This window comes from Pseudomonas reactans (assembly GCF_013385825.1).
GTDB classification, from domain to species: Bacteria; Pseudomonadota; Gammaproteobacteria; order Pseudomonadales; family Pseudomonadaceae; genus Aquipseudomonas; species Aquipseudomonas reactans.
In genome coordinates, this window is record NZ_JACAPG010000021.1 from 281,990 (window position 1) to 308,356 (window position 26,367).

A 26,367-nucleotide genomic window follows, 5' to 3' on the forward strand; every position below is an offset into this window, starting at 1 on the left:
CGATGATCCGTGAAATCCTGAAAATGGGCGACGAGCGCCTGCTGCGTATCGCGCCCCCGGTTCCGCCGGAAATGTTCGACAGCCCCGAGCTGTGGCAATTGATCGATGACATGTTCCAGACCATGGAACACGTGGGCGGCGTCGGCCTGGCCGCACCGCAGATCGGTGTCGACCTGCAATTGGTGATCTTCGGTTTCGAGGCCAGCGAACGCTACCCGGACGCGCCGCCGGTGCCACAGACGATCCTGATCAACCCGCTGATCACACCACTGAGCCCGGTGCTGGAAGAGGGCTATGAAGGTTGCCTGTCTGTGCCGGGTTTGCGGGGTGCGGTGGATCGCTATCAGCAGATTCGTTATGAGGGCTTCGATCCCAAGGGCGAGCCGATCGTGCGCATTGCCGAGGGCTTTCATGCGCGGGTGGTGCAGCATGAGTGTGATCACTTGATCGGGCGCTTGTACCCGTCGCGGATTACCGATTTCACCAAGTTCGGGTTTATCGAAGTGATGTTCCCGGACATGGATCCCACGGCTGACGACTAGGCAACCCAATCCCTGTAGGAGCCGGCTTGCCGGCGATAGGCCAATTGAGTTCTACCTTGAACTCAAGGATGCCATCGCCGGCAAGCCGGCTCCTACAGGTTGGGTATTCAAGACGGATTATCGGGTGGGTTTGACGAACCGCAACGTCATCCGGTCCGATTCGCCAATGGCCGCATACTTCGCCTTATCCTGCTCGCCCAATCTCAGCGTCGGCGGCAACGTCCACACGCCAGCCGGGTAGTCCTTGGTATCCTTAGGATTAGCATTCACCTCGCTCTGTCCCGCCAGCTTGAACCCGGCATCGGACGCCAGCTTCACCACCTGCGCCGTTGTCAGGTAACCGCTGTCCTTGATCGCTTCCAGATCCGCGCCGTCCTTGGCCCGGTGATCTTCCACGCCCAGCACGCCGCCCGGTTTCAGTACCTTGTAGAACGCACTGAACGTGGCCGGCGCAGTACCTGCCTCGACCCAGTTATGCACATTGCGGAAGGTCAGTACGGCATCCGCCGAAGCCGGCTTGCCGAACACCGGCGCCTTGGGGTCGAACTCGACCACCTCGGCCTTGGCGTAGTGAGCCGGATCAGCCGCGAATTTCTTCTTCAGGTTCTCTTCGGACGTCCGCGCGTAAGCACTGCTGCTGGCGGCCTGCACGGCGGCAATGTACTGCCCGTGATCCTTGAGCAACGGGGCCAGCACTTCGCTGTACCAGCCGCCACCGGGGGTGATCTCGATCACCGTCTGCTTGGCGCCCAAACCGAAGAATTCCAAGGTCTGCTGTGGATGCCGATAGCCGTCGCGGGCGCTGTTGGCCGGGTCGCGCCAACTGCCGGCGAGCACGCTTTGGTACTGCTTGGCGGTAATGGGCGCGTCGGCTGCCTGGCTCAAGACTGGAACGAGCAGGGCGGTGAGGGAGAGGGCTGCAAGCGTCGTTTTCATGATCATCCTGTAAAGGGCCACTGTGCTGCCGAGGCTAGCATGGGCCCTGCGGTCGCCGATCACACATTATCTGCGGTCGACCTCACCAAACGATCTAAGCCCATCGCGATCATGGGCTTGTTGCGCTTGTAGCGTACCAAGCGTTCGCTGAGGGATTGCGGCAGCACGGTGTCCTGGGTGAAGCCCATGCGTTGATACAACCCTTCCAGGTCTGGATGACACAACAACCACAGGGTGCCGTCGACATCGGCAACCGCTGCCTCGATCACCCGCGCCGCCAGCCCTTGGCCGCGATAGGCAGGGTCAACGAACACCCCGGTCAACCATTGCCCACCCACCACGGGCGTCAGGCACAACCCAGCGACGATCTCACCGTCCCGCGCCACCCACAACCGCCCACCCTTGAGCGCCTTCATCGACGAATTGTGGTTGCGGTAAAACTTGTTCAGCAGCGGCCACAGCGGCTCTGCCAGCGGTTCGATGTTCAATTCGGGCATGGTGTTCAGGCAGCGTTATCCAAAGCCTTGGATTATAAGCGCCTTCTGCCGGGCAATAGGTGGTATACCCAGTGCTACATCCCCTGTCAGTGGAGCATGCATCATGGCCAAAGGTATGGATTCAAAGAAAGCCGCGAAGAAAAAACCGGCAAAGACCGCCGATGAAAAACGCGCAGACAAAAAGGCCAAGAAATCTGAAACCGGCCTGTTCGGTCACTGAGTTACAAGCTTAGAACCAAACGATCTGCAAGATTTTCCCGCCCCATTGCACAGAGCAGGAAACACCTGCTCTGAGCGGCTGATGGCCAACTACCTTGATCTGACCCAACGCCGGGAAATCGAAGCCCTGGCCAGCACCTTTACCGCAAGAACCGAATGGCCGACCTGGCTGCTGCTGATCGGCGTGTACGCCGGTTGGTTTGCCGTGATCCTGGGCAGCCATTGGCTGGGCCTGGGATTGAGCCTCTTGCTGCTGATTCCGATCGTGACGCTGTGGCTGTCGGTGCAACACGAATTGCTCCACGGCCATCCCACCCGTTCGTTGCGGCTCAATAAGCTGCTCGGCTACGCGCCCTTTGCGGTGTGGTACCCGTACACGCTGTACCGCGACAGCCACTTGCTGCACCACAACGACGAAGACCTGACCCTGCCGGGCATCGACCCGGAAAGCCGATACCTCAACCAGCAGCAATGGGACAACAGTTCGCTGTTCGAGCGTGGCGTGCATTGGCTGACCAAGACGGTTCTGGGTCGCTTTGGGTTGGCCGCCCCCTTGGCAATCGGCCGTCTGGCCCGTCATGAATTCCAGCGCCTGCCCCAGGTGTGGCCGATGTGGCTGGCCCACGGCGCCGTCACCGTATTGATGCTGGGTTTCATCGCCCATTACAGCGTGCTCTCGGTGTGGCATTACCTGTTGCTGGTCAGCGTGCCGGCCTTGTCGCTGGCGTCGATCCGTTCCTACTATGAACACCGCCCGCACCCGCAGCCGGAGCAACGTACCGTGCTTAACGAAGCGTCCTGGCCGTGGACCTGGCTGTTCCTCAACAACAACCTGCACCTGGTGCACCACGACTTGCCGAAGCTGCCCTGGTACTTGCTGCCCACGGTCTACCGCGCCCGCCGCGAACAATGGGTGGCGCGCAGCGGTGGGTTCCTGGTGCCGGGCTACGGCCAGTTGATCAGCCGTCACGGCCTCAAGGCCATCGATAGCCCCCGGCACCCTTTTGCGTGAGAGATGACCATGAGTGACCACTACGCCGAGCTGCTGATGTATGTCGCGCCTGCGCCGATCGAGCAGGCCAACCAGCAGTGGATTGCACGCATCCTCCAACACCTGAACCTGGGTCGGCGCAACGCCGATCATCTCGATCTGCACAGCCTGTGGCTTGCGCCGGAATTGGTCGTGACCCAGACCTGCGGTTATCCGTTGATGACTCAACTGCGCGGCCAGGTCCGCGTCATCGGCCGCCCGCGCTACGAGTTGCCCCATAGCAGCCAAGGCGAGCATTGCAGCTTGCTGCTGACCCGCGATGACAATCCGGGCCGCACGTTGGAGGATTTCTACAACAGCCGTGGCGTAATCAACGGCCACGACTCCAACAGCGGCATGAACCTGCTGCGCGAACGCCTGGCACCCTTGCAACGCGACGGGCGCTTCTTCGCCAACGTCGCCATCAGCGGCGCCCACCGCGAGAGCCTGCGTTGGCTGCGCGAAGACCGCGCCGACCTCGCCGCCATCGACAGCGTCACCTACGACTACCTCGCCCGTTTCGCGCCGCAGGAAGTGGCGGGGCTGCGCATCGTCAGCCGTAGCGCACCGAGCCCGACCTTGCCCTACATCGGCCCATTGGGCTTGAGCGATGAACAGGTAATTCAACTCCGCCAGGCCATGAACCGGGCGTTGCAGGACTTGCCGCAAGTCGCCGAGACGCTGGGCCTGCAGGCCGTGCTACCCGCCAGCGAAGAGGACTACGAAGTGCTCCTGGACTACCAACGACAGGCCCTCAGCGCTGGCTACCCAGTACTTCAATAAGGTTATATAAAAATACCTTTTAAATATTATTAAAGAATAAGCAGCCTTGCTAGGATCGCTCCACCGGAACACCGGACATAACGCGCAACCTACTCAGATGGAGCCACTATGTCCGGCGCCGACACTTCTCACAGCGATTACGTGGGCGGATTGTTCCGCAGTCATTACGACTGGCTGTGCAGCCGTTTGCACCGCCACCTCGATTCCCGTGCCCACGCCGAAGACATCGCCGCCGACACCTTCGTCCAGCTGCTGAGTGCGCCGGGTGTCGTGCCCATCCGCCAGCCGCGTGCGCTGCTCACCACCATCGCCCAGCGGCTGATGTATCAACTGTGGCGCCGGCGTGATCTGGAACGGGCCTACCTCGACGCACTCGACAACGACGAAACCTCCAGCGCGCCGTCTCCCGAAGAGCTGGCACAAATGCTCGAAGCCTTGCAAGCCATCGACCAGTTGCTCGACGGCTTGCCGGCCAAGGTCAAGGCGACCTTCTTGCTCTCGCAGCTCAATGGCCTGACCTACCCGGAAATCGCCAGCGAACTGGGGATTTCCCAGCGCTCGGTCAGCGATTACATGACCCGCGCCTTCAACCGCTGCCTGCGGCTGTGCCTGGAATGAGTGACGAGTTGATCAACAGCGCCACGCGCTGGTACGTGTTGTTGCGTTCCGGTGAAGCCACGGCGGCCGACTGGCAACATTACGAACAATGGCGGGCTGCCGATCCTCTTCATGACGCCCTGTGCCGACAGTTGGAAACCCGTCTGGGTGTATTCCAGGTCCCCCAGGCGCAAGGGGTAAGCGGCAAGGTGTTGCAGCAGGCGCTGGAGGCGCCGTCCAGTCGACGCCATATGTTGCAAGTCGCGCTGGCCGGTGTCGGTGTGGCTGTTGGCGCGGCGTTGCTGGCCAAGCCGTTGGGCTTGCCGTTGGCTGACCTCACGGCGGATATCCGCACTGGCACCGGCGAGCGCCGCACCGTCACGTTGGACGATGGCAGCGAATTGCTGCTTAACGCGCAAAGCGCCGCTGATATCCAGTTCGACCTGCAACGACGCCTGGTCCGTCTGCGGGAGGGCGAGTTGCTGGCCAAGGTCGCCAGTGATCACATTCGACCGTTTTTGATCCAGACCGAACAAGCGCGACTGCGCGCCTATGGCAACCGTTTTTTGCTGCGCGAACGGGAAGGGCAGGGTCAGGTCGTCGCGCTAAACGGCACGGTGGAAATCGACGGCCAGAACGGCGAACGCCTGCAACTCGCCGCCGGCCATGAAGTGCATTACGACCGCGCTGGATTCGGCCCGGTGCAGGCCAGTTCCTCCGGGGCCACGGCCTGGGTCGACGGCTTCCTGCAAGTGCGCGACCGCCCGCTGGCTGAAGTCATCGACGCACTACGGCCCTATCACAATGGCGTGCTGCGCCTGGACCCCACCGTGGCGGGCCTGCGTGTCAGCGGTTTGTACCGGCTGGACAACCCCCAGCAAATCCTCGACACCCTGGCGCGCACCTTGCCGATCCATATCACCCGCCGCACCGGCCTGTGGGTGACTGTAAATGCCACCTGAAACTCGTAGGAGCCGGCTTGCCGGCGATGGCATCTCCTCGGTCTTGCAGAGGCTCCGAGGTGTCTGCATCGCCGGCAAGCCGGCTCCTACAGGTGGTGGGGTGCTTATTGATTGTGTGGGTTCTAAGGACATAACCAAACAGTCTGCAAGTTTTCCCTCCGCCGTCCCACATCACTCCCGTAAGCGCTGCGGGGAGCAGCGTCGTCGAGTTTCCTTGGGGGGAGCCAAAGTGAATCAGTTCAACCGTGTGCCGCTTCGAACCTTTGCCCTGGTGCCGTTTGCCAGCCTGTTGTTGTCGTTTGCGGCCAGTGCAGAAGAGGTGCGCCAGGTCTACCACATCGCGCCTGGCCCGCTGGATGAGGTGCTGCTGAACATCAGTCGCCAAAGTGGCCAGGTGATCTCGTTTACGCCGCAATTGGGTAACTATTCTTCGGCCAGCGTGGACGGTTCGCTGTCGGCGCAACAGGCGGTGGACGCCGCACTCAAGGGCACCGGCCTGCAAGTCCAGGTCAGTCCGGACGGTGCATTTATCATCAAGGAAGGCGCGAGCAAAAACGCGACCAGCAACGTCAAGGCACAAACCAGTGCAGCGCAAGCGCCGACCCTGGACCGCGTGGTCGCCATCGGCACCCGGCGCAGCGACGCCACCGCCTTGACCAGCGCCGCGCCGGTGGATGTAATCAACGCCGAAGAACTCAAGCAGACCGGCGCCACCAGCCTCAACCAGGCGCTGTTCCAACTGCTGCCGTCATTCAACTTTCCGCAGAACCAGAGCGCCACCCGTGGCCAGAACCCCAAGGGCGCGTCCCTGCGAGGCCTGGCGCCGGACCAGACGCTGGTGCTGATCAACGGCAAGCGCCGCCATGCCTCGGCGGTGGTGAACATCTCCGGCGGCGTACCGTTCATTGGCGCACAGCCGGTGGACCTGGACATGATCCCCATCAGCAGCATCGACCACGTCGAAGTGCTGCGTGATGGTGCCTCGGCGCAATACGGCTCGGATGCGGTGGCCGGCGTGGTCAACATCGTGCTCAAGGAGCGTGACAGCGGTGGCCAGGTCAACACCCAACTGGGCAAATACGCCCAGGGCGACGGCTTCAGCAAAACCACTGATGGTTGGTACGGCCTGGGGTTGCCGGGGGATGGTTTCCTGACCCTGAGCTTCAACACCCTCAACAACAAACCCACCGACATTGGCGACAAATACGTCGCCGACGGCCAGTTGCAAGACCCGCGCTGGGGCGGTGCCGGGCGCGATAAATTCAACCTGGCGGCCAACGCCGAAGTCGGCCTGAGCGATCAATGGCGCCTCTACAGTTTCGCCACCTTTGGGCAGGACAAGTCGGTGAACAACACGCCACCGCTGCTGGCGAATAACCCGAACAACGTGCAGGGCATTTACCCCAACGGCACCATTCCCAAATACCGCTACCGCTATGAAGACGGCGCACTCACCGTCGGCACTCGCTATGAAGACGACACGCTTGGCCGCTTTGACCTCAGCGCCACCTACGGTCGCGACAAGCACGATGAACTGGCCTTCAACACGGTCAACCCGAGCTACGGCCTAAACAGCCCGACAAAATTCGACGTGGCGACGCTGGTCAACGAGCAGACCAACCTTGGCCTGGATTACGCCAAGGACCTGGACGTCAACTGGTCGAGCCATCCGCTGACCGTCTCGGCAGGCATTGCCTACCGCCATGAGCAGTATCGTCTGGAGGAGGGCGACTACGAGTCCTACTCCTTTGGCGGCATCAACGGTGTACAGGTCGGCGCGGTGCAAGCCTCCGGTCTCACGCCAGACGACGCCGGCACCTACAAGCGGGATGTCGGCGGCGTTTACTTCGGTCTGGAGCACCAGCTCACCGATAAATTCCAGGTCGGCCTGGCCGGGCGCACCGAGCACTATTCGGACTTCGGATCGGCCACCACCGGCAAGCTCTCGGCGCGGTATGACTTCACGCCGCAGGTGGGCTTGCGCGCCACGGTGAACAACTCCTTCCGTGCGCCGACCCTGGGGCAGATCGGCACGTCGTGGACCACCACCACCAACGTCGACATCAACGGCAACCCGGTGCTGACGCGCATGTTGCCCGCCGACAACCCGGCCGCCCGTGCGCTGGGCGCCGAGCCGCTCAAGCCCGAGAAGTCCACCAACTACTCACTCGGCTTGGTGCTGCGTCCGGTCGAAAACGCTTCGCTGACTATCGACGCCTACCAGATCTCAATTCGTGACCGCCTGCTCTACAGCGGCGGCATTTCCGGGCCGCGCGCCGAGCAGATCCTGCAGCAAGCCGGGTTTGGCCAGTACACCTGGGCGCAGTTCATGACCAACGCGGCCAACACCCGCACCCGTGGCGTCGACATCGTCGGCAAGTACAACCTGGACCTTGCGCAGTACGGCGCGTTGAGCCTGTCGGCCGGCTACACCAAGGCACGCACCACGATCGAGAAGGTCCACGAAAACCCCAACGGTTTCGACATCCTCACCCGCGAAGCCCGTGGCTTTCTCGAGCACGGCTACCCCGAAGACAAGCTGGTGCTCGGCGCGACCCACCGCATCGGCGCGTGGACCATCGCCCTCAGTGAAACCCGCTACGGCGAATACCGCAAATACGCCGCCAGCGAAGCCAACGCCCAGTACGACCAGACCTTCGGCGCGCAGTGGAACACCGACCTGGACGTGAACTACGCCTTCACCCAACAACTGCGCTTGTCGGTCGGCGCCAACAACCTGTTTGACAGCAAACCCGACGACTTCAACACCCGCCTGCGCCAGACGCCGGGACAGCAGTACAGCTACCTGTCGCCGTCGGCGCCGGAAGGGGCGTTTTACTACACGCGGCTCAGTTATGACTTTTAAGCAGGGGAAACCGAGTTGCGGCCATCGCCGGCAAGCCGGCTCCTACAGATCACCACGAGGTTCTGCATGAAAAGACTTAAAACACTGCTCGGTGGCTCGCTGCTGGCACTGGCCGTTTTGGCGCAGCCATCAACGGCCGCCGAAACCGTCAAACCCATCCACTTCGGTGACATCACCTGGGAAAGCGGCAGCTTGATCACCGAGGTACTGCGCCTGATTGTCGAGAAAGGCTACGGCCTGCCGACTGACACCTTGCCCGGTAGCACCGTGAGCCTGGAAGCCGCCCTGGCCAAGGACGATATCCAGGTGATCGGTGAAGAGTGGGCCGGGCGCAGTCCGGCGTGGGTCAAGGCGGAAAACGAAGGCAAGGTGTTCGGCCTCGGTGACACGGTCAAAGGCGCCACCGAAGGCTGGTGGGTGCCGGAGTTCGTGATCAAGGGCGATGCCGCGCGCGGCATCAAACCCCTGGCGCCGGACTTGAAGTCGGTGGCGGACCTGCCGCGCTACAAAGACGTGTTCCGCGACCCCGAAGACCCGAGCCGTGGGCGCTTCCTCAACAGCCCCACCGGCTGGACCTCGGAGATCGTCAACAGCCAGAAGCTCAAGGCCTACAAACTCACCGACAGCTTCGTCAACTTCCGCACCGGCTCTGGCGCGGCGCTGGATGCCGAAGTGGCGTCGTCGATCCGTCGTGGTAAACCCGTGTTGTTCTACTACTGGTCGCCGACGCCGCTTTTGGGGCGGTTCAAGCTGGTCAAGCTTGAGGAGCCGCCGTTCAACGCCGAGGCCTGGAAGACCCTGTCCGACGCAAAAAACCCTAACCCCATCGGCACCCGCTCGATGCCGGCGCGCCTGGCGATTGGTGTGTCGGCGCCGTTCAAGGCGCAGTACCCGCAACTGGTAAGCGTGTTTGAAAAGGTCGACCTGCCGATTGATCTGCTTAACGGCATCCTCGGCGAAATGAGCGAGAAACGTACACCGCCGCGCCAGGTCGCTGAAGCGTTCCTCAAGAGTCACCCAGACATCTGGCAACAGTGGGTGCCGGCGGATGTGGCGGCCAAGCTGAAGGGAGCGTTCTGATGTTTAAAATCTTCGCTGCTGCGGTACTTTCACTGGTCGCCGGCCAGGTGCTGGCGGCCGAACCGGCCACGTTACGCATCGGTTACCAGAAAAGCTCGGTGAGCATGGTATTGGCCCGTGAGCACAAACTTTTCGAGGACGCGTTGCCCGGCACCCAGGTGCAGTGGATCGAATTCCTCGGCGGCCCGCCGCTGATCGAAGCACTGAACGGTGGCAGCCTGGACATCGGCAATATCGGTGATATCCCGCCGATCTTTGCCCAGGCCGCTGGCATCGACTTGCAGTACTTCGCCGTGGAGCCCAACGAAGGCAAGACCGAAGCGGTGTTGGTGCCCAAAGCCAGCAGCGTGCACAGCGTGGCCGAACTCAAGGGCAAGCGCGTGGCGCTGCTCAAGGGCTCCAGCGCCCACAACCTGTTCCTGAAAAGCCTGCTGCGCGCCGGTCTGCAATGGAAGGACGTGAATGTGGTGTACCTGTCGCCATCCGATGGGCGTGCCGCGTTTGAGCAAGGCAAAGTCGACGCGTGGGTGGTGTGGGACCCGTACTACTCCGCGGCCGTGGTCGACGGTTCCGCCCGCGTGTTGGGCGATGGCCAGGGCCTCAATCCGGCGGGCAGTTTCTTCGTGGTGAGCAGCCCGTTTGCCAAGCAATATCCGCAATCCATTGGCGCGATCATCCAGACGCTGGCCAAGGCGCAGCGCCTGTCCCTCGACCAGCCCGAAGCGAGCATCGCGCTGATGGCCAAGACCCTGGGCCTGCAACCGGCGGTGGTCAAGAGCTACTTCGACCACCGCTCGCCCGCGCCGATTCGCCCGTTGGAGGCGGTCGACGTCGGCAACCAGCAACGCACTGCCGACCTGTTTTTTGCCAACGGCCTGATCCCGAAAAAGGTCGATGTACAGCAAGCTGTCTTCAAGGCGCCCTGAATTATCTGTGACCGCTTATTGTGGCGAGCAGGCTTGCCCTGCGTTGGGCTGCGAAGCAGACCCAAACCTGTCACCGCAGCGTGCCTGACGCACTGCGGTTGCTTGGATAGGGGCCGCTTCGCAGCCCAACGCGGGGCAAGCCCGCTCGCCACAAGGTAAAGCGCACTCATCCAAAATTAATCAGTGAGCAGACCATGCAACCGATCTACATCGATTTTCTCAACGGCCTCGACATCGACGAACTGAACCTCACCAACGACGAGATCCTCACCGCCATCGAAGCCAGCCTGGCGATCCAGGGCCGTGGCGAGGCGGTGATCGAGCCGCGTACCCACCTGATTCCCGGCGGTGAGATCAACGGCCACTTCAACGTACTGCGCGGTGTGCTGGGCGGCGATATCGGCTATGCCGGCGTCAAAGTGGTGGGGGATTTTGTCGACAACTACCGCAAGGGCTTGCCCTCGGAATTGGCGATCCTCAACCTGCTGGACCCGGCCACCGGGATTCCCAAGGCGATCCTGGATGCCTCGGCGATCACCGATATGCGCACCGGTGCGATTACGGCCATCGGCGCCAAATACCTGGCCCGGCCCGACAGCAAAGTGCTGGCGCACATTGGCGCGCGTGGCACGGCGTATTGGAACGTGCGCTTGCTGGATCACCTGTTCGACTTCGACGAAATCCGTGTGCACTCACGCCGCAGCGAAAGCCGTGAAGCCTTCGCCGAGCGTCTGCGCAAGGACCTGGGCAAACCGGTGATCGTTACCGACGATTGGGAATCCACCGTACGTGGCGCTGACATTGTGGTCGAGGCGTCGCGCCTGGATCAGCCCGAACCCTTGTTGCGCACCGACTGGATCAAACCCGGTGCTTTCGTGGTGCCTTACGGCACCATGAGCGCGGTGGAGTTGTCGCTGACCGACATCATGAGCAAGTTGGTAGTCGATGATTGGGGCCAGTGCAAAGGCGGGCTTTTTGGCGCGCTACGTGCCCATGTCGACGCTGGCAAACTCAGCGCCCAGACCCTGCACGCCGAACTGGGCCAGATCGTGGCCGGCCTGAAAACCGGCCGGGAGAACCCCGAGGAAACCATCCTCTTCTGGCACCGTGGGCTGAGCCTCAGTGATATCGCGTTGGGCCATGCGCTGCTGGAAAAAGCCGGGCGTCTGGGGATTGGCCAGCGGTTGCGCTGGGCATGATTCACTTCGACCCTCAAGGTTTGGCCCTTACCGATTTACTGGCGATTGCCCGGCAAGACGTACCGGCGGATTTCTCTGCGCAGGCCCGTCAGCGTATTGAAGAAGGCCACCAGTTGTTGGTGAAACTGGCGGCTGAAGGCACGCCGATTTATGGCGTGAATACCGGCCTCGGTGCCGCGGTGGATACGGCAGTGGTGCCCGTACAGGCGAACATTCCGTTGGGGCGCGCGGTGGGTGTTGGACGCCTGGCCAATCGTCAGGAACTGCGCGCCATTACTGCCGCGCGCTTGGCCGGATTAGCCCAAGGGCGTTCGGGCATTTCGGCGCAGGCCGCGCAGGCGTTGCTGGATTTACTCAACGCCGGTGCCGAACCGCAGGTGCCGTTGCTCGGCTCGTTGGGCGAGAGCGACCTGGCGCCATTGGCGCACCTGAGCCTGGCACTGTCGGTGCCGTTGACCGGCAAGGACGGGCTGGCGCTGGTCTCGGCCAATGCTGCCAGTGTCGGGCTCGGCGCGTTGCTGGTCGCCGAGGCGCAGCAAGTGTTGGCGGCGGTGCTGGCAGCGTTGGCGTTGTCGTGCGAGGGCTACCGGGCCAATCTCAGCCCATTCCAGCCATGGGCATCTCGCTTGCGGCCTGCACCGGGGCAAAGCGGGCAGTCGGCGGCGCTGTTGTGGTTACTGGCGGGCGGTGAGTTGACGGACAGCCCGCGTCGTCTGCAGGACCCCTTGAGCTTTCGCTGCGCCACAGTGGTACAGGGCGCGGCGCAGCAGGCGTTGCAGCAGTTGCATGACCTGGTCGAACTGGAACTGCGCAGTGGGGCGGACAACCCGGCGCTGATCAGCGAAGAAGCGTTAGTGCTGGCCACCGCGAATTTTGACAGCACGCATTTGGCGCTGGCTGCTGAAGGGTTAGGCCTGGCGCTGAATCGAGTGGCCGCGTGCAGCGCCGAGCGGATTGCCAAATTGCTATCGCCGGCTTCGAGTGATCTGCCGCGCTTCCTGATCACTCAACCCGGTCATGTCGGCCTGGCCGCCTTGCAGCGCACCAGTTCGGCGTTGGTCGCGGAAATCGGCCATCTGGCCAATCCATTGCCGGCGGTGAGCGTGCCGGTGGCGGACCGCGTTGAAGATTATGCGGGCCAGGCCTTGGCTGCGGTCGACAAGACTCGTCGCTTGACCGAGCGGGTGTTGTGGCTGGCCAGTATTGAACTGATCGTCGCCGCGCAGGCAGTGGACCTGCGCGGTGAGCTGCGTCTGGGGGACGGCGCTCGGCAGATCCATGAAACCGTGCGCAGCCAGGTGGCTCATCTGGATAAGGATCGTGCGGGTTCGGTGGATGTGCTGGCGCTAAGCGCCTTCATCTCGACTCATGGGTTTTCGGCGGCCAATGCTGCAATCACCGCCGGTCGCTCACCCACCCGCTGCTGAAACGCCGCCAGCGCTGGCCAGTCGCCCAGATCCATCGCGTGAAACGCCGCCCAGCGCAGCACCACGAACAGGTAGGCATCCGCCACCGAGTACTGCGCGCCCAGCAGGTAGTCCTGACGCTCCAGCGTGTGCACCAACACCGCGAAGCGCTTGAACAGCGTGGCCTGGAATGAGGCTTTTACTTCGCCTTGAATCGCGTTGTTGAAGAACACCGCCAAGCCGCCATGAATCTCGGTGGCAATGAAATTCAGCCATTCTTGCAGACGCACGCGCTCCCAGCTGCCATTGGCCGGCGCCAGGCCTGCGGCGGGTTTCAGGTCGGCCAGATATTGCAGGATTGCACTGGCTTCGGTCAGTACCTGGCCATTGTCCAGTTTCAGCGCCGCGACGTAGCCCTTGGGGTTGATCTGCAGGAAGTCTTCGCCGTCGGCGGTGGTCTTGGCCTGGTTATCCACCAGGACCAGGTCGAACGGCAGCGCCAATTCGCGCAGCACGATATGCGGGGCGAGGGAACAGGCGTGGGGGAAGAAATACAGTTTCATCTGGGGCAGCTCCGTTGAATTTGCGCCAGTCTCGCGGGCGTGGCACCGTGCGTAAAATTAAACGTTCAGACCCCTGCCATAAGGACAGCTACTGCGATGATGAACCTGATGCACTGGCGCTTGCTGGTGGCCGTGGCCGATCACGGCAGCATCACCGCCGCCGCCGAGCGCGTGGGCATGACCCAATCTGCCGCCAGCCAGGCCATGGCCGGTATGGAAGCGACGTTGGGCGCGCAGCTGTTTACCCGCGAACCGCGCAAGACCTTGCCCACCGCCCTGGGCTTGAGTGTGATTGAGCAGGCGCGAGTCATGCTTGGGGCCTTGCAGACGATTCGTAGCACCGTGGACGAAGCCCGGCCCATGTTGCGTGGGACGATTCGCATCGCCAGTTTCCCCATGGTGCTGGCGACGTTTCTGACACCCGCGTTACAGCGTTTTGCGCAGCTTTATCCCGGGATAGAAGTCACTACCCTGGATGTCACTGACAACGAGGTGCTCACCTTGCTCGACACCGGGCTCATCGATTTGGGCGTGGTGCTCAATCCCAAGCCGGAGCGCAATGCGACGGTGCTGGGTCGTGACTTCTGGAGGGCCGTGCTGCCTGTGGACCATACGCTGGCCCAGCGCCCGGTGGATGCCACGGTGTCGCTCGAGGAACTGCTTGAGCAGCCTTTTGTACTCGCCACCGGTGGGTGCACCGCCAATGCTCGCAGCCTGGGCGCCGCCGCGGGGCTGGCGCTGCGCGATATCCGCGTGGAAGTGCGTGAATGGAGCAGTGCCTTCAGCCTGGTGCGTGAGGGCGTCGGCGTTACGTTGGTGCCGGAAATGGCCTTGCCGGCCCAGCGCAAGGGCTTGCGCGTGATGGCGTTGGATGTGCCGCTGCACCGTGAATTTGCCTTGGTCGGTGCGCCGGATCGCCCACCGTCAGCCGCCGCCCTCGCATTGTTAAAAATGCTGGATGACTAGTGGCCTTGCATAGCGCCAAGCCCTGTCTATGCTCATCCAGAACCGTTGATGACGCTTGGCATATAAAGCGATTCGGATGGTTGTTCCCATAAAGATCTGCCAGCAATATTCAATCCGTGAATGGAATGCGCCTCGCCAGGCGCTGGTAATTGAAGGGTGATCCGAACATGTTCAACCGCCATCACAAATCCGACCTGCAAGAAATCGAACGTTTCTCCTGCGCCCTCACCGAATCCAACGCCAAACTGGCCGCCATCAGCCGTTCCATGGCCATGATCGAGTTTGACCCCAGTGGCGTGATCCTCGACGCCAACGACAACTTCTGCAAAGCGATGGGCTACAGCGCCGAGGAGATTCGCGGCAAACATCACCGCCTCTTTTGCGAAGAGGCCTACACCCACACCGACGGCTACGCCAAGCTCTGGCGCGACCTGGCGCGGGGCGAGGCCCTCAGCGGCACCTTCATGCGCCTGAACAAGCACGGCCAGGAAGTGTGGCTGGAAGCCAGCTACATGCCGGTGCTGGACAAGGACAACCACGTGCAGAGCGTGATCAAAGTCGCGTCGGACATCACGGCGCGGGTCCATCACGAACATGAAAACCAGAGCCTGATCGACGCCATCGGTCGTTCCATGGCGGTGATCGAGTTCACCCCGCAGGGCCAGATCATCAACGCCAACGAAAACTTCCTGAAGACCGTGCAGTATTCCTTGGATGAAATCGTCGGCCAGCACCACAGCATGTTCTGCCACCGCAATGAAGTGGAATCGCCGGCCTACAAGGCGTTCTGGGCGTCGCTCAATCGTGGCGAATACCACTCGCACCGCTTCGAGCGCAAAAACAAGTACGGCAAGACCCTGTTCCTGGAAGCGTCCTACAACCCAATCTTCGACACCAATGGCCGCCTGTACAAAGTGGTGAAGTTCGCCAGCGACATCACGGACCAAGTCACCACCCTGCGTAATGCCGCCGATTCGGCCCACGCCACCTCGGTGCAAAACGACGCCTGCGCCCGCAAGGGCTCGGAGGTTGTGCAGCAAACCGTACAGATCATCGAAGAGATTTCCCACGACCTGAACCAGGCGGCCGTGAGTATCGACGCGGTCAGCAAGCAATCGGACATCATCGGCGCGATCGTGCAGACCATCCGCAGCATTGCCGAGCAGACCAATATGCTGGCGCTCAACGCCGCGATCGAAGCCGCAAGGGCGGGTGAACACGGACGCGGCTTTGCGGTGGTGGCTGACGAAGTGCGCAGCCTTGCCGCGCGCACCAGCCAGGCGACGGTGGAAATTGTCGATGTGGTGCGCAAGAACCACGACCTGTCGCTGAGTGCGGTGTCGAGCATGCAGTCAAGCTTGAGCCGCACGGGCTTGGGAGTGGAATTGGCGAATGAAGCGGGGCAGGTCATCCTGGAGATCCAGGAAGGGTCACGGCATGTGGTGGATGCGATCGGGCAGTTCAATTCGACGCTACAACTGCAATAATCTGACAACCCAATCCCTGTAGGAGCCGGCTTGCCGGCGATAGCATCACCTCGGTCTATCTGACTCACCGAGGCGCCTGCATCGCCGGCAAGCCGGCTCCTACAGTTGATCTGCGGTGCGGCTTAGATCGCAGCCAGCGTCTCTTTCAGCGCCTGCGCCTGCGGGTCAACGGTCTTCGCCGCTACCTGCTGCTCTTGTTGCTGCTTCAAACGTTCAGCGACTTCCTTGGCAATGGCGTCCTGTTTTTCCTGCGGCAGTGCCTGCACGTCCGCCTCAGTCAAACCCTGTTCCTTGAGCAATTGCTCACGGATACGCTCGGCCGGGGATTTGCTCATGTAGTCCGTGAACTCGGAGCGCGCGGTGCTGGCAGTCGCACCGGTCTTTGGCACGTCCGGCGTTGCGGTAGCGGCAGTGACGGCTTCTGTGGTGGTCTGCAATTGCACGCGGGTCTTGGCGAAGGCCTCGTCGATGCGGTCGTTGGCCTTGTCCAGTTCCTTCTGCGCGGCCGGCACAGTCACGCTTTGTTGCGCGGCTTGCAAGGCACCGCTGTACAGCGCGCTGGCAGCGGCGTTGGCGGGGTCCATGTCGGGCCGTTTGAGTTGTTGAACGGTCGACACGGCTTGGGTGTTGTTGTTAACCAGCATGATCGGTCACCTGGGGGAATGTTCGGTGCCACAGGTGGAGCAAATAGCGTGCCGGGTGTGAAGTGCCCGGTTTTATTGGGGATCGCCTGGCCGCTGCGGCAAACATTGTCCCGCATGCGGCCAACCATTGCCGTCAGTGGGCGATGTTTTCCAGCGCCAGGTTCCGCGTGCGCGGCCCGAACCAACTGATGGTGATCATCACGATCAACATGCTGCTGGCAATGAATGCCAACACGCCCGGTGTGCCCAGGTGTTCGAGGATAAAACCGATCAGCAAACTGCTGAACACCGTGGACAAGCGGCTGAACGAGTAACAGAAGCCTACCGCCCGTGCGCGGATGTTGGTGGGGAACAATTCACTTTGGTATGAGTGATAACTGAAGCTCAGCCAGGCGTTACAGAAGGTGATCATCACCCCGCAGATCACCAGCCCCACCGCCGTGGTTTGCAGGGCAAACAGACTGCCGAAGATCATCGCGCCCAAGGCCGAGCCGACGATCTGCCATTTGTTTTCAAAGCGGTTGGCCACCTTCACGAACAGCAACGGCCCCAACGGGTAGGCGAGGGTGATGATGAAGGCGTAGAGCAAGCTGTGGGTCACGCTGACGCCCTGGCCCGACAGCAACGCTGGCAGCCAGTTACCAAAACCGAAGAAGCCGATGGCCTGGAACACATGGAACACGATCAGCATCAAGGCGCGGCGGCGATACGGTGGTTGCCAGATATCGGCAAAGCGGCCGCTACCCTGCACGCTGACGGCTTCGGGCTCGGGCTCATCCAGCGGTTTGCCATGGTCCTTCTGGCAGCGTGCTTCAAGGTTGTCCATGATCGCACCGGCCTCTTCGAAACGACCTTTCTGTGCAAGCCAGCGCGGCGACTCCGGTAAACGCTTGCGCAATTGCCAGATAAACAGCGCAAACACCGCACTCGACAGCACCACCCAACGCCAGCCGGATACGCCGAACGGCGCTTGCGGCACCAACCACCACGACATCAACGCCACCGCTGGCACTGACAGGAACTGGATAAAAAACGCAAAGGCGAACGCCGAGCTGCGCATGCGCTTGGGCACCAGTTCCGAGAGGTAGGCGTCGATGGTCACCAGTTCAATACCCAGGCCAATGCCGACCAGGAAACGCATGCAGATGATGCCCACGGCGGAGGTCTGTATGCCCATCAACACGGTGGCGACGGTGTACCAGACCAACGCAAAGGTGAAGATCGCCCGCCGTCCGAAACGGTCGGCGATAGGGCTGAGCAGGCTGGCGCCGAGGAACAGGCCGAGAAAGGTTGCCGAGGCAAAGGCGGCCTGGTCCGAGAAACCGAACACGCCCTCGCTGCCGGTGTGGAAAATTCCGTCACTGATCAGGCCGGGGCTGATGTAGGCGGTCTGGAACAGGTCGTACAGCTCGAAAAAACCGCCGATGGAGAGCAACGCTACCAGGCGCCAGACCGTGGCGACGGCAGGCAGGCGATCGATGCGTGCGCTGATGTGGGCGGCGCGGATTGGATCGATGCCGTCGGTGCTAGAGAGTGCGGGCATGGGGAAACTCAATAAGTGATCGGAATCTCAAATGTTTGAAACGCGTCATCCTGGGGATGGTAACCCAGCACCCGTGTGGTTTCGCTTAGGTCCAGGCGCTTGAAGCGGTTATTGGAAATGCCATGGGCGATCAGGTGCTTCACACCGTCAGCCTCCACCGAACATTGCAGCAACTGCACCGCATCACGCGGGCTGAGCCAGGCGCTGAGGTCGCGGGCGTTGTTGAGGTCGTGGGTTTCGGGGAATTCGAAGGCGCCGATGCGCAGGGCAATGGTCGACAACGGGGTTTTCGCGGCGTAGTAGCCACACAGCGCCTCGCCGTAGCATTTGCTCACGCCGTACAGGTTGGCGGGCATGACCGGCATGCCGGGCGTGATCTGGCGGTCCACCGGGTAGCCTTCGATGGTTTGCGCGCTGCTGGCGAAGACCAGGCGCTTGACCCCGGCGGCCACGGCGGCTTCGAACAGGTAGGTGGTGGCGAGGATGTTATTGGGCAGCAACTCATCGAACGACGCGCTGGCGTGGGGAATGCCCGACAAATGCACGATCACGTCGATACCGTCGAGCAAGGCCGCCAGGCTGGATTTGTCGCTGAGGTCGGCGTGCACGAAGCGGTGTTCGCCCAAGTCGAAATCCGGCGCGATGCGGTCGGTGAGGGTAAAGCGGTAACGGTCTTTCGAGGCGTCGAAAAATGTCTTGCCGATTCTGCCGCAGGCGCCGGTGAGCAGTACGTTGAGTCCTTTCACGGTGCAGTCCTTGTCTTAGTTATGGCCGTCGAGGGCAAAGGTTTTAAAGCCAGGGCGCTGGCTGAGGCGCTGGTAATACGCCTCCACCGCAAGGTAGGGCGGATGCTCCAGCGGGGCGTTGCGCCAGCGGTGTACCGAGAGGCCGACGAGGATGTCGGCCAAGGTGAACTCATCGCCGGTGACGTAGGCGCCGGTCTTGAGCAACTGTTGTTCCAACAGGCCCATCTTGTCGTTCCAGGCCTGCACGCCAGCCTGGATGCGCTGCGGGTCCTGGTAGTCCGGGTTCTGGCGCACCAGCGCATGGAAAGCGTAGCCCCAGGACGGGTTGAGTTCGGTGGCCTGCCAGTCCATCCATTGTTCCACCCTGGCCCGTGGCGCGGGTTCGGCGGGGAGCAGGTCGTGGCGTTGGTAGAGGCTGACCAGGTAACGGCAGATGGTGTTGGATTCCCACAACACGCCGTGGTCATCGATGAGCACCGGCACCTGGGCGTTAGGGTTCAGGGCGAGGAATTCCGGGGATTGGGTGGGGGTGTAGCCGATACCCCAGTCTTCGCGCTGGTAGTCGATGCCGAGTTCCTGGCAGGTCCAGAGCACTTTGCGCACGTTGATGGAGGACGTGCGACCCAAGATTTTCAGTGAGTGTCCCATGGTGCTTTCCTTGCGGTGGAGAGCAACCAATCTAGCAGGGTCAGGTGCTCTCCCGCACCTGCAACTCAAACCCCATGTCCACCACCGGCTTGGCGATCTTGTTGCCCGCCATGATCGTCAATAGGTGCTCCGCCGCCCGCCGCCCAATCGCTTCTCGCGGAGTGCTGATGCTGCTCAGGCGCGGCACCATGAAAGACGAGGCAGGCAGGTCGTTGAAACCCAGCACGGCCACGCGCTCCGGCACCTTGATGCCATGGCGCATGGCTTCCAGCAAGGCGCCCTGGGCCAAGTCATCGTTGCCGAAGAAGATGGCATCCACGTCGGGATGGGCGGCCAGCAGTTGCAGGAAGAGTTCGCCGCCCAGGCCGACTGAGGAGGGGCGCGGCGTCAGCAGTTCCAGTGCCGGATCGTACAGGCCAGCCTGTTGCAGCGCACGACGGAAACCTTCGCCGCGCAGCAACGTGCGTTGGTCCAGTTGCGCGCCGATGTACGCAAGGCGTTTGTACCCGCGGGACAACAGATGCGCCGCCGCCGTTTCGCCCGCGCTCAGTTGCGAGAAACCCACGCAGTTCACCCCGGCGTTCGGGTCCAAATCCATCATGTAGACGCAGGGCACATTGCTGGCCTCGACCATCCGTCGGGCGCTTTCGGTGCGATCAAACCCGGTCAGCAGTAAACCCCGTGGCTGGTAGGCCATGTAGTTGCGCAGCAGGTTTTCTTCTTCATCGCGGGAATAATGGAAGTTGCCGATCAGCACTTCGAAGCCCTTGGGCCGCAGCACCTGATGGATGGCTTCGAGGGTTTCGATAAACAGCAGGTTGGACAGCGACGGCACCAACACCACCACCGAATGGCTCTGGGCTGAGGCCAGGGCGCGGGCGGCGGGGTTGACCACGTAGTTGAGTTCGGCGGCGGCCTGCTGCACTTTTTCCACCAGTTCGGTGGCCACGGTGCTGATACCGCGCAGGGCGCGGGAGGCGGTAATCGGGCTGACGCCGGCCAGGCGGGCGACTTCGTTAAGGGTCGGGCGACCCGTGGTGCGCAATTTTTTATCGTTCTTGGAGGTCATCAGGCGGCTTGCCAAACAAAAATCGAGGCACTAAGGTAGCGCTGTCTCCAAAAGGCTGCAAATTCTTGAACAAAGGGTTGCCTGATCCTGTTCAAAGCGTTGGAGCGGATGCACGCGTCACTCCATAAAAAAAGACAAGACGGCGCGGGAAAAGCCTGTTTTTGCACTAGCCTTACAGCGTGCAAAGGTAGCGCTATCTGCGTCCTGAGGTGTTTCATGAGTCAACCTGTTACCGCCCTGGTCATCATGGGTGTTTCCGGCTGTGGCAAGTCCAGCGTCAGCGAGGCCCTGTGCCGCCTGAACGGCGCTACCGCCATTGAAGGCGACAGCTTTCACCCTGCCGCCAACATCGAAAAGATGAGCGCCGGCCACCCCCTCAACGACGACGACCGCGCCGGCTGGCTCGACATCCTCTGCGATGAACTGCGCCGTTCGCTCAAAGCGGGCGAGCATCCCGTGCTCACCTGTTCCGCCCTGAAAAAGAAATACCGCGACCACCTGCGCGAAGCCGCGCCGGGCCTGGGGTTTGTCTTTTTGGAGCTGACCCGCGCCGTGGCCGCCGACCGCGTATCCCATCGCCCTGGGCATTTCATGCCAGCCAGCCTCATCGACAGTCAGTTTGCCACCCTTGAATCGCCCAAAGGCGAACCGCTGACCCTGGCTCTGAACGCCAGCGAAGACAGCATCGAGGAACTGGCCGAGCAGACCAACGCCTGGTGGCTGCAACACGGCTTTGAACCTACTCATTAATTTTTTGCCGGAAAAGATAGCGCTATCCCCGGCAGGAAATTCAACACCCGCTTTAATAACAACAACAAACAGGAGAGACCCCCCATGTTTGGCATGTCCCACGAGTCTTACCTGCTGCTTGATGCAGTGGTCACTATCATCGGGTTGATCGTTCTGATCACCAAGTTCAAGGTGCATCCGTTTATTGCACTGATCATCGCGGCCGGCTTCCTCGGCCTGACCTCGGGCATGCCCGTGGACAAGATCATCAAGGCGTTCCAGGACGGCTTCGGCGGGGTGCTCGGCTTTGTCGGCATCATCCTCGCGCTGGGCACGATGCTCGGCAAGATGATGGCCGAATCCGGCGGTGCCGATCAGATCGCCCAGACCCTGATCCGCGCCTTCGGCAAAGAGAAGGTCCAGTGGGCCATGATGTTTGCCGCGTTCCTGGTGGGCATCCCGCTGTTCTTCGAGATCGGCTTTGTGTTGCTGATCCCGCTGGTGTTTATCGTGGCGCGGCGTACCGGCGTGTCGCTGATCAAGATCGGCATTCCGCTGCTGGCCGGCCTCTCGGCCGTACACGGCCTGGTGCCACCGCACCCAGGCCCGTTGCTGGCCATCGGCGTGTTTGGCGCGGACATCGGCAAGACCATCCTCTACGGCCTGATCGTCGCGCTGCCGACTGCCATCATCGCCGGTCCGATCTTCGGTACGTTTATCGCCAAGTACATTCCGGGCAACCCGTCCCAGGAACTGGTCGATCAACTGGCCCGCGAGTCGGAACACAAAAACCTGCCGAGCTTCAGCATCACCCTGATTACCGTGTTGTTGCCGGTGTTCCTGATGCTGCTCAAAACCTTCGCTGACATCGGTTTGCCGGACGGCCATATCGTGCGCAACTGGATGGACATGATCGGTCACCCGATCTCCGCCCTGTTGCTGGCATTGCTGCTGTCGCTGTACACCTTTGGCCATCGCCAGGGCATTCACTCCAAACAGATCCTCAAGTTGCTCGACGCCAGCCTGGCGCCGACCGCTGCGATCATTCTGATCATCGGTGCCGGCGGTGGCTTCAAGCAGATGCTGGTGACCAGCGGCGTGGGCGACGTGATCGGCCATATGGCGGTGAACGCGCAGATCAATCCTATCCTGCTGGCGTGGCTGGTCGCGGCGGTGATTCGCGTGGCAACCGGCTCGGCCACAGTGGCGACCATCACTGGCGCGGGCATTGTGGTGCCGGTGGTGGGAATGATTCCGGGGGTTAACCGTGAGTTGCTGGTGTTGGCGACAGGGGCGGGTTCGTTGATCCTGTCTCACGTCAACGATGCGGGGTTCTGGCTGGTGAAGCAGTACTTCAACATGACCGTGGCGGAGACGTTCAAGACGTGGACAGCGATGGAGACGATTCTGTCGATTGTGGCCCTGATCTTCATCATGTTGCTGTCGTTGGTGGTCTAAAGCTACATATACCCTAGTAGGAGCCGGCTTACCGGCGATGGCTTCCTTGAGATCGCCATCGCCGGCAAGCCGGCTCCTACATTTGGATTTGGCTCAGGCTTTAGTAACCAGCCCATCCGCCCGGAACATCCCGCGAATCCCTCGCACCGCCTGGCGGATCCGGTCCTGGTTCTCGATCAGCGCAAAGCGCACATGGTCATCGCCATACTCGCCAAAACCGATCCCCGGCGACACACACACCTTCGCCTCAAGCAGCAACTTCTTGGCAAACTCCAGCGAACCCATGGCCGCATATTGCTCGGGAATCTTCGCCCAGACGTACATCGATGCCTTCGGGTTCTCGACCATCCAGCCCAGCTCATGCAGGCCCTTGACCAGCACGTTGCGGCGCTGGCGGTACTGTTCGGCGATGTCTTTCACGCACTGCTGGTCGCCTTCCAGTGCAGCAATGGCGGCGACTTGCAGCGGCGTAAAGGTGCCGTAGTCGTGGTAGCTCTTGATGCGTGCCAGGGCGTTGACGAGTTCCGGGTTGCCCACCATGAAACCGATGCGCCAGCCAGCCATGTTGTAGCTCTTGGACAGGGTGAAAAACTCCACCGCAATGTCCTTGGCGCCCGGCACTTGCATGATTGACGGGGCTTTCCAGCCGTCGTAGACGATGTCGGCGTAGGCCAGGTCGTGGATCACCAGCACGTCGTACTGCTTGGCCAGCGCGATCACACGTTCGAAGAAGTCCAGTTCCACGCACTGCGCGGTCGGGTTGGACGGAAAGCCCAGGATCATCATCTTCGGCTTGGGGATCGAGCCGCGAATCGCCCGTTCCAGCTCGGCGAAGAAGTCCACGCCAGGCACCAGCGGCACCGAACGCACCTGGGCGCCGGCGATCACCGCACCGTAGATGTGAATCGGGTAGCTCGGGTTGGGCACCAGCACGGTGTCGCCCTGGTCCAGGGTGGCCAGCATCAAGTGCGCCAGGCCTTCCTTGGAACCGATGGTCACGATGGCTTCCGACTCGGGGTCGATATCCACTTCATAACGGTCCTTGTACCAGCGCGAAATCGCCCGGCGCAGACGCGGAATGCCTTTGGAGGTGGAGTAACCGTGGGTGTCTTCACGCTGGGCGACTTGCACGAGTTTTTCGACAATGTGCGGCGGCGTGGCGCCGTCAGGGTTGCCCATGCTCAAGTCGATGATGTCTTCGCCGCGCCGACGCGCAGCCATCTTCAGCTCGGCCGTGATATTGAAAACGTAAGGGGGGAGTCGATCTATGCGCGCAAAGCGGCGCGGCGAACCTTGGTCTGCCATTGTTGCCTCGAAGTACGTAAGCGCCCGGAACCGTCCGAGCGACGTCGGCCACTGCGGTGGCCTGCGGGGCAGACAATACGGTCGATGATGGCCGGTTGTCCAGATGCCTAGGAAAATTTTCTGCATGGAGTCCAGTGCGGATATGCCCCTATACTCGATGCGGGTTTGTTCCCTCATAAGAAGGAGACTGTTCGTATGGATCAGCAGACAAAACAACCGTTAGAGCCACGCATGGAAGCCGGTAAGGCCCTGGTGATCGCCGGGGTGCAAGGGCGTTATTCGAAGGCCACCGTGGGCGATATCCCTAAACTGTGGGAGTTGTTCGACACCTGCATCAAGGACATCAAGAAGCGTGTGGGCGGTGTGACGTATGGCGTTTGCCATAACCCCAAGCATGGCGAATTCGACTACATGGCCGGTGTGGAAGTCCCGACCAAAGCCGATGTGCCAGGCAACTTCGAATGCATCGAAATCCCACCGCTCAACTACGCCGTGTTCCCGCATTACGGGCCGGTGCAGGCGCTTGAGCAAACCTACGAGCGCATCATGTTCGAATGGCTGCCGCATTCGGGCTACAAGGTGATGGGCGCGGATTTCGAGCGCTACAGCGCGGATTTCGATGCGCGCAAGGGCACCGGGACGGTGGAGATCTGGTTGCCGGTGGGCGAAAGAGGCTGACGACCCTCAAAGGAGCCGGCAAGCCGGCTCCTACCGATGTATCAGTACAACGTGCTTCTGACCCGCTCCGGCATCTCCCGGTCATAGGCCTCGGCGTCAAACTGCCCATCATTGAGCCGTTTGTGAAACGCGCCGGCCGACGGTAATTCCGAGCGGTCCAGATGCTTCTCGGGGTTCCAGCAGTCCGAGCGCACAAACGCCTTGGAACAATGGAAATACGCGGCCTCCACCTGCACCAGAATCACCGACCGCGCCGGCTTGCCATTCACCGCAAAACTCTCCAGCAGTTCAGGTTCGATTGAAATCTGCGCCCGGCCGTTAACGCGCAAGGTTTCACCAATCCCCGGAATGATGAATAGCAAAGCAATGCGCGAGTCCTGTACCAGATTGCGCAAAGTATCCAAGCGGTTGTTCCCCGGCCGATCCGGAATCGCCAGGGTGCGCTCATCCAGAATCCGCACGAACCCCGGCACATCCCCGCGTGGCGAACCGTCGATGCCGTCCGGCCCGGACGAACTCACCACCACCAGTGGTGAAGCCCGCACCATCGACTGGTAGTCCTCATTGAGAAACGGGATTTCCTTGCGTACCGCGCGCTCGTGGGGGAGGCCGTAGAGCGCTTCGAGTTGTTCGAGGGTTGTCAGCATGGGATCTCCTATAAAAAGCGCAGAGCCTAATCTTTGAAAATGTCTGCGACTTCCTCAAGTGTTGGAAGGCGCGCTTTAACCAGTTCCATTTCACTACTCAGAGCACCCATCACACGTGCATATGCGCCCATTGAAACGGACATGCTGCCTTGCTCGATTTCGATGAGTTTCTGACGTGTAACGCCCGCAAGCTTTGCCAGATCTGATTGGTTATAGCCTTGGCTGAGACGTTTCATCCGAATTTGCTTTGCGAGTCTCTGCGTGATGAGTGAAGCATCCATGTCACGTAACCATTACATTATTTGTGAAATGTCATGTTTGCGTTACATTGGCGTGCCGTCAAGATTCACTCCGCAAACACCCACCTCAACCTCCGCTCATACCCAATCCGCCCCTTATACGCCTCTCCACCATCCACCCACCCAGCCCCCAGATACAGCCTCATCGCCGCCACATTGTCCGCATCCACCGACAACTCCAGTCCCTTGATCTGCGGCCACGCTTGCAATGCCGCTGCGGGCAGCGCTTGCAGGCAGGCTTTGCCGAACCCACGCCCTTGCTGATGCCGATCCACCTGCAACGCATGCAAGGTCGCGCTGTGTTCATCCGCCCAGTGGGGCAGGCAAGGCGGGCGTTTAAGCAGCAGGAAGGCCACGGGCGTTTCGTCGGCGAGCAGGGCAAAGCCTTTGATGGCGTCGGGATGGGGGTTGACCAGCAGGCTGTTCAGCGCGCAGTAGATATCGCCGGAATAGGCCAGTTGCTCGGGATGCACTTGCAGGGTGTCGAGTTGCTGTTTCTGCACAAGGCTCAACGTCTCATAACGGGCGAGGCGGGTTTCCAT

At 61.4% G+C, this 26,367-nt stretch carries 26 protein-coding genes and 2 pseudogenes; 16 read left to right on the plus strand and 12 right to left on the minus strand.

Annotation, left to right across the window (positions count from 1 at the left end; all coding sequences use genetic code 11):
• Positions 1-2 precede the first annotated feature (2 nt).
• A complete protein-coding gene (gene def / locus HX868_RS25930) occupies positions 3-542 on the plus strand; it encodes a peptide deformylase (RefSeq protein ID WP_016975972.1) in 540 nt (179 codons plus the stop codon).
• A gap of 117 nt (positions 543-659) precedes the next feature.
• Here def and HX868_RS25935 read toward each other — a convergent pair whose 3' ends face one another.
• Both HX868_RS25935 and HX868_RS25940 read right to left on the minus strand, forming a co-directional pair.
• A complete protein-coding gene (locus tag HX868_RS25935) occupies positions 660-1,478 on the minus strand; it encodes a class I SAM-dependent methyltransferase (protein WP_177004802.1) in 819 nt (272 codons plus the stop codon).
• Between the two features lie 59 nt (positions 1,479-1,537).
• Positions 1,538-1,975, minus strand: coding sequence for a GNAT family N-acetyltransferase (locus HX868_RS25940; RefSeq protein WP_068932377.1), 438 nt, complete (start codon positions 1,973-1,975; stop codon positions 1,538-1,540).
• A gap of 301 nt (positions 1,976-2,276) precedes the next feature.
• Between HX868_RS25940 and HX868_RS25945 the strand changes: the two genes are divergently transcribed.
• From HX868_RS25945 to HX868_RS25985, 9 genes are all read left to right on the plus strand, one after another.
• The gene (locus HX868_RS25945; protein WP_177004803.1) at positions 2,277-3,206 is read left to right on the plus strand and encodes a fatty acid desaturase; all 930 of its coding nucleotides are present in this window, start codon (positions 2,277-2,279) and stop codon (positions 3,204-3,206) included.
• 9 nt (positions 3,207-3,215) lie between these two features.
• Positions 3,216-4,007, plus strand: a complete 792-nt coding sequence (locus tag HX868_RS25950) for a phosphate/phosphite/phosphonate ABC transporter substrate-binding protein (RefSeq protein ID WP_177004804.1) — start codon at positions 3,216-3,218, stop codon at positions 4,005-4,007.
• Between the two features lie 108 nt (positions 4,008-4,115).
• A complete protein-coding gene (locus HX868_RS25955; protein WP_068932374.1) occupies positions 4,116-4,625 on the plus strand; it encodes a sigma-70 family RNA polymerase sigma factor in 510 nt (169 codons plus the stop codon).
• The gene (locus tag HX868_RS25960) at positions 4,622-5,566 is read left to right on the plus strand and encodes a FecR domain-containing protein (protein WP_177004805.1); all 945 of its coding nucleotides are present in this window, start codon (positions 4,622-4,624) and stop codon (positions 5,564-5,566) included. The genes HX868_RS25955 and HX868_RS25960 overlap by 4 nt, the downstream gene beginning before the upstream one ends.
• Before the next feature lie 229 nt (positions 5,567-5,795).
• Positions 5,796-8,432: a TonB-dependent receptor domain-containing protein gene (locus HX868_RS25965; RefSeq protein WP_177004806.1), complete on the plus strand. Its 2,637-nt coding sequence runs from the start codon at positions 5,796-5,798 to the stop codon at positions 8,430-8,432.
• 66 nt (positions 8,433-8,498) lie between these two features.
• Positions 8,499-9,512, plus strand: coding sequence for an ABC transporter substrate-binding protein (locus HX868_RS25970; RefSeq protein WP_177004807.1), 1,014 nt, complete (start codon positions 8,499-8,501; stop codon positions 9,510-9,512).
• Entirely contained in the window at positions 9,512-10,438 is a 927-nt protein-coding gene (locus tag HX868_RS25975; RefSeq protein WP_177004808.1) for an aliphatic sulfonate ABC transporter substrate-binding protein, read from the plus strand. The genes HX868_RS25970 and HX868_RS25975 overlap by 1 nt, the downstream gene beginning before the upstream one ends.
• 194 nt (positions 10,439-10,632) lie before the next feature.
• Entirely contained in the window at positions 10,633-11,637 is a 1,005-nt protein-coding gene (locus tag HX868_RS25980) for an ornithine cyclodeaminase family protein (protein WP_177004809.1), read from the plus strand.
• Positions 11,634-13,064 carry an aromatic amino acid lyase gene (locus tag HX868_RS25985; protein ID WP_177004810.1) on the plus strand — a complete coding sequence of 477 codons (1,431 nt, stop codon included), beginning with the start codon at positions 11,634-11,636 and terminating at the stop codon, positions 13,062-13,064. Before HX868_RS25980 ends, HX868_RS25985 begins: the two co-directional genes overlap by 4 nt.
• Here HX868_RS25985 and gstA read toward each other — a convergent pair.
• Positions 13,004-13,606 carry a glutathione transferase GstA gene (gstA, locus tag HX868_RS25990; RefSeq protein WP_177004811.1) on the minus strand — a complete coding sequence of 201 codons (603 nt, stop codon included), beginning with the start codon at positions 13,604-13,606 and terminating at the stop codon, positions 13,004-13,006. The genes HX868_RS25985 and gstA overlap by 61 nt on opposite strands.
• Before the next feature lie 96 nt (positions 13,607-13,702).
• Here gstA and HX868_RS25995 point away from each other — a divergent pair, with 96 nt between their 5' ends.
• The 3 genes and pseudogenes from HX868_RS25995 to HX868_RS31355 all read left to right on the plus strand — a co-directional run.
• The gene (locus tag HX868_RS25995) at positions 13,703-14,572 is read left to right on the plus strand and encodes a LysR family transcriptional regulator (protein WP_177004812.1); all 870 of its coding nucleotides are present in this window, start codon (positions 13,703-13,705) and stop codon (positions 14,570-14,572) included.
• A gap of 167 nt (positions 14,573-14,739) precedes the next feature.
• Positions 14,740-15,516, plus strand: a pseudogene (locus tag HX868_RS31350) (PAS domain-containing protein); the annotation flags it as partial.
• Between the two features lie 117 nt (positions 15,517-15,633).
• Positions 15,634-16,059 (plus strand): annotated as a pseudogene (locus HX868_RS31355) (methyl-accepting chemotaxis protein); the annotation flags it as partial.
• Positions 16,060-16,181: 122 nt separating this feature from the next.
• Here HX868_RS31355 and HX868_RS26005 read toward each other — a convergent pair.
• The 5 genes from HX868_RS26005 to gntR form a co-directional block, all read right to left on the minus strand.
• Positions 16,182-16,703: a hypothetical protein gene (locus HX868_RS26005; protein WP_177004814.1), complete on the minus strand. Its 522-nt coding sequence runs from the start codon at positions 16,701-16,703 to the stop codon at positions 16,182-16,184.
• A gap of 133 nt (positions 16,704-16,836) precedes the next feature.
• Positions 16,837-18,246, minus strand: a complete 1,410-nt coding sequence (locus tag HX868_RS26010; RefSeq protein WP_177004815.1) for an MFS transporter — start codon at positions 18,244-18,246, stop codon at positions 16,837-16,839.
• An 8-nt stretch (positions 18,247-18,254) separates the two neighbouring features.
• Positions 18,255-18,992 carry an NAD-dependent epimerase/dehydratase family protein gene (locus HX868_RS26015; protein ID WP_177004816.1) on the minus strand — a complete coding sequence of 246 codons (738 nt, stop codon included), beginning with the start codon at positions 18,990-18,992 and terminating at the stop codon, positions 18,255-18,257.
• Between the two features lie 15 nt (positions 18,993-19,007).
• A complete protein-coding gene (locus HX868_RS26020; RefSeq protein ID WP_177004817.1) occupies positions 19,008-19,640 on the minus strand; it encodes a glutathione S-transferase family protein in 633 nt (210 codons plus the stop codon).
• A 40-nt stretch (positions 19,641-19,680) separates the two neighbouring features.
• Positions 19,681-20,712: an HTH-type transcriptional regulator GntR gene (gene gntR, locus HX868_RS26025; RefSeq protein WP_177004864.1), complete on the minus strand. Its 1,032-nt coding sequence runs from the start codon at positions 20,710-20,712 to the stop codon at positions 19,681-19,683.
• Between the two features lie 213 nt (positions 20,713-20,925).
• On the opposite strand from gntR, the gene HX868_RS26030 reads away from it, so the two are divergent.
• Entirely contained in the window at positions 20,926-21,459 is a 534-nt protein-coding gene (locus tag HX868_RS26030) for a gluconokinase (protein ID WP_016975994.1), read from the plus strand.
• 84 nt (positions 21,460-21,543) lie between these two features.
• On the plus strand, positions 21,544-22,896 hold the full coding sequence (locus HX868_RS26035; protein WP_068932357.1) for a GntP family permease: 1,353 nt from the start codon (positions 21,544-21,546) through the stop codon (positions 22,894-22,896).
• A gap of 93 nt (positions 22,897-22,989) precedes the next feature.
• On the opposite strand, the gene alaC is transcribed toward HX868_RS26035, so the two are convergent.
• Positions 22,990-24,201 (minus strand): alanine transaminase, encoded by a 1,212-nt coding sequence (alaC, locus tag HX868_RS26040; protein WP_038850588.1) that lies wholly within the window; start codon positions 24,199-24,201, stop codon positions 22,990-22,992.
• Positions 24,202-24,396: 195 nt separating this feature from the next.
• Between alaC and HX868_RS26045 the strand changes: the two genes are divergently transcribed.
• The gene (locus HX868_RS26045; protein WP_177004818.1) at positions 24,397-24,879 is read left to right on the plus strand and encodes a GyrI-like domain-containing protein; all 483 of its coding nucleotides are present in this window, start codon (positions 24,397-24,399) and stop codon (positions 24,877-24,879) included.
• 41 nt (positions 24,880-24,920) lie between these two features.
• On the opposite strand, the gene HX868_RS26050 is transcribed toward HX868_RS26045, so the two are convergent.
• From HX868_RS26050 to HX868_RS26060, 3 genes are all read right to left on the minus strand, one after another.
• Complete coding sequence (locus HX868_RS26050) at positions 24,921-25,526, minus strand: pyridoxamine 5'-phosphate oxidase family protein (protein ID WP_177004819.1); 606 nt, start codon at positions 25,524-25,526, stop codon at positions 24,921-24,923.
• A 26-nt stretch (positions 25,527-25,552) separates the two neighbouring features.
• Entirely contained in the window at positions 25,553-25,807 is a 255-nt protein-coding gene (locus HX868_RS26055) for a helix-turn-helix domain-containing protein (protein ID WP_177004820.1), read from the minus strand.
• Positions 25,808-25,872: 65 nt separating this feature from the next.
• Complete coding sequence (locus tag HX868_RS26060; RefSeq protein ID WP_177004821.1) at positions 25,873-26,367, minus strand: GNAT family N-acetyltransferase; 495 nt, start codon at positions 26,365-26,367, stop codon at positions 25,873-25,875.

Excerpts from the sequence above, each read along its gene's own strand:
- HX868_RS26030 (WP_016975994.1), top strand. The coding sequence starts at position 20,926 with ATGAGTCAACCTGTTACCGCCCTGGTCATCATGGGTGTTTCCGGCTGT.
- HX868_RS25960 (WP_177004805.1), top strand. The coding sequence starts at position 4,622 with ATGAGTGACGAGTTGATCAACAGCGCCACGCGCTGGTACGTGTTGTTG.
- HX868_RS25950 (WP_177004804.1), top strand. The coding sequence starts at position 3,216 with ATGAGTGACCACTACGCCGAGCTGCTGATGTATGTCGCGCCTGCGCCG.
- HX868_RS25955 (WP_068932374.1), top strand. The coding sequence starts at position 4,116 with ATGTCCGGCGCCGACACTTCTCACAGCGATTACGTGGGCGGATTGTTC.
- HX868_RS25940 (WP_068932377.1), bottom strand. The coding sequence starts at position 1,975 with ATGCCCGAATTGAACATCGAACCGCTGGCAGAGCCGCTGTGGCCGCTG.
- HX868_RS25985 (WP_177004810.1), top strand. The coding sequence starts at position 11,634 with ATGATTCACTTCGACCCTCAAGGTTTGGCCCTTACCGATTTACTGGCG.
- HX868_RS25980 (WP_177004809.1), top strand. The coding sequence starts at position 10,633 with ATGCAACCGATCTACATCGATTTTCTCAACGGCCTCGACATCGACGAA.
- HX868_RS25945 (WP_177004803.1), top strand. The coding sequence starts at position 2,277 with ATGGCCAACTACCTTGATCTGACCCAACGCCGGGAAATCGAAGCCCTG.
- gstA (WP_177004811.1), bottom strand. The coding sequence starts at position 13,606 with ATGAAACTGTATTTCTTCCCCCACGCCTGTTCCCTCGCCCCGCATATC.
- HX868_RS26020 (WP_177004817.1), bottom strand. The coding sequence starts at position 19,640 with ATGGGACACTCACTGAAAATCTTGGGTCGCACGTCCTCCATCAACGTG.
- HX868_RS26045 (WP_177004818.1), top strand. The coding sequence starts at position 24,397 with ATGGATCAGCAGACAAAACAACCGTTAGAGCCACGCATGGAAGCCGGT.
- HX868_RS26035 (WP_068932357.1), top strand. The coding sequence starts at position 21,544 with ATGTTTGGCATGTCCCACGAGTCTTACCTGCTGCTTGATGCAGTGGTC.
- HX868_RS26010 (WP_177004815.1), bottom strand. The coding sequence starts at position 18,246 with ATGCCCGCACTCTCTAGCACCGACGGCATCGATCCAATCCGCGCCGCC.
- HX868_RS26060 (WP_177004821.1), bottom strand. The coding sequence starts at position 26,367 with ATGGAAACCCGCCTCGCCCGTTATGAGACGTTGAGCCTTGTGCAGAAA.
- def (WP_016975972.1), top strand. The coding sequence starts at position 3 with ATGATCCGTGAAATCCTGAAAATGGGCGACGAGCGCCTGCTGCGTATC.
- HX868_RS25995 (WP_177004812.1), top strand. The coding sequence starts at position 13,703 with ATGATGAACCTGATGCACTGGCGCTTGCTGGTGGCCGTGGCCGATCAC.
- HX868_RS25970 (WP_177004807.1), top strand. The coding sequence starts at position 8,499 with ATGAAAAGACTTAAAACACTGCTCGGTGGCTCGCTGCTGGCACTGGCC.
- HX868_RS25975 (WP_177004808.1), top strand. The coding sequence starts at position 9,512 with ATGTTTAAAATCTTCGCTGCTGCGGTACTTTCACTGGTCGCCGGCCAG.
- HX868_RS26055 (WP_177004820.1), bottom strand. The coding sequence starts at position 25,807 with ATGGATGCTTCACTCATCACGCAGAGACTCGCAAAGCAAATTCGGATG.
- HX868_RS26005 (WP_177004814.1), bottom strand. The coding sequence starts at position 16,703 with ATGCTGGTTAACAACAACACCCAAGCCGTGTCGACCGTTCAACAACTC.
- HX868_RS25935 (WP_177004802.1), bottom strand. The coding sequence starts at position 1,478 with ATGAAAACGACGCTTGCAGCCCTCTCCCTCACCGCCCTGCTCGTTCCA.
- HX868_RS26050 (WP_177004819.1), bottom strand. The coding sequence starts at position 25,526 with ATGCTGACAACCCTCGAACAACTCGAAGCGCTCTACGGCCTCCCCCAC.
- alaC (WP_038850588.1), bottom strand. The coding sequence starts at position 24,201 with ATGGCAGACCAAGGTTCGCCGCGCCGCTTTGCGCGCATAGATCGACTC.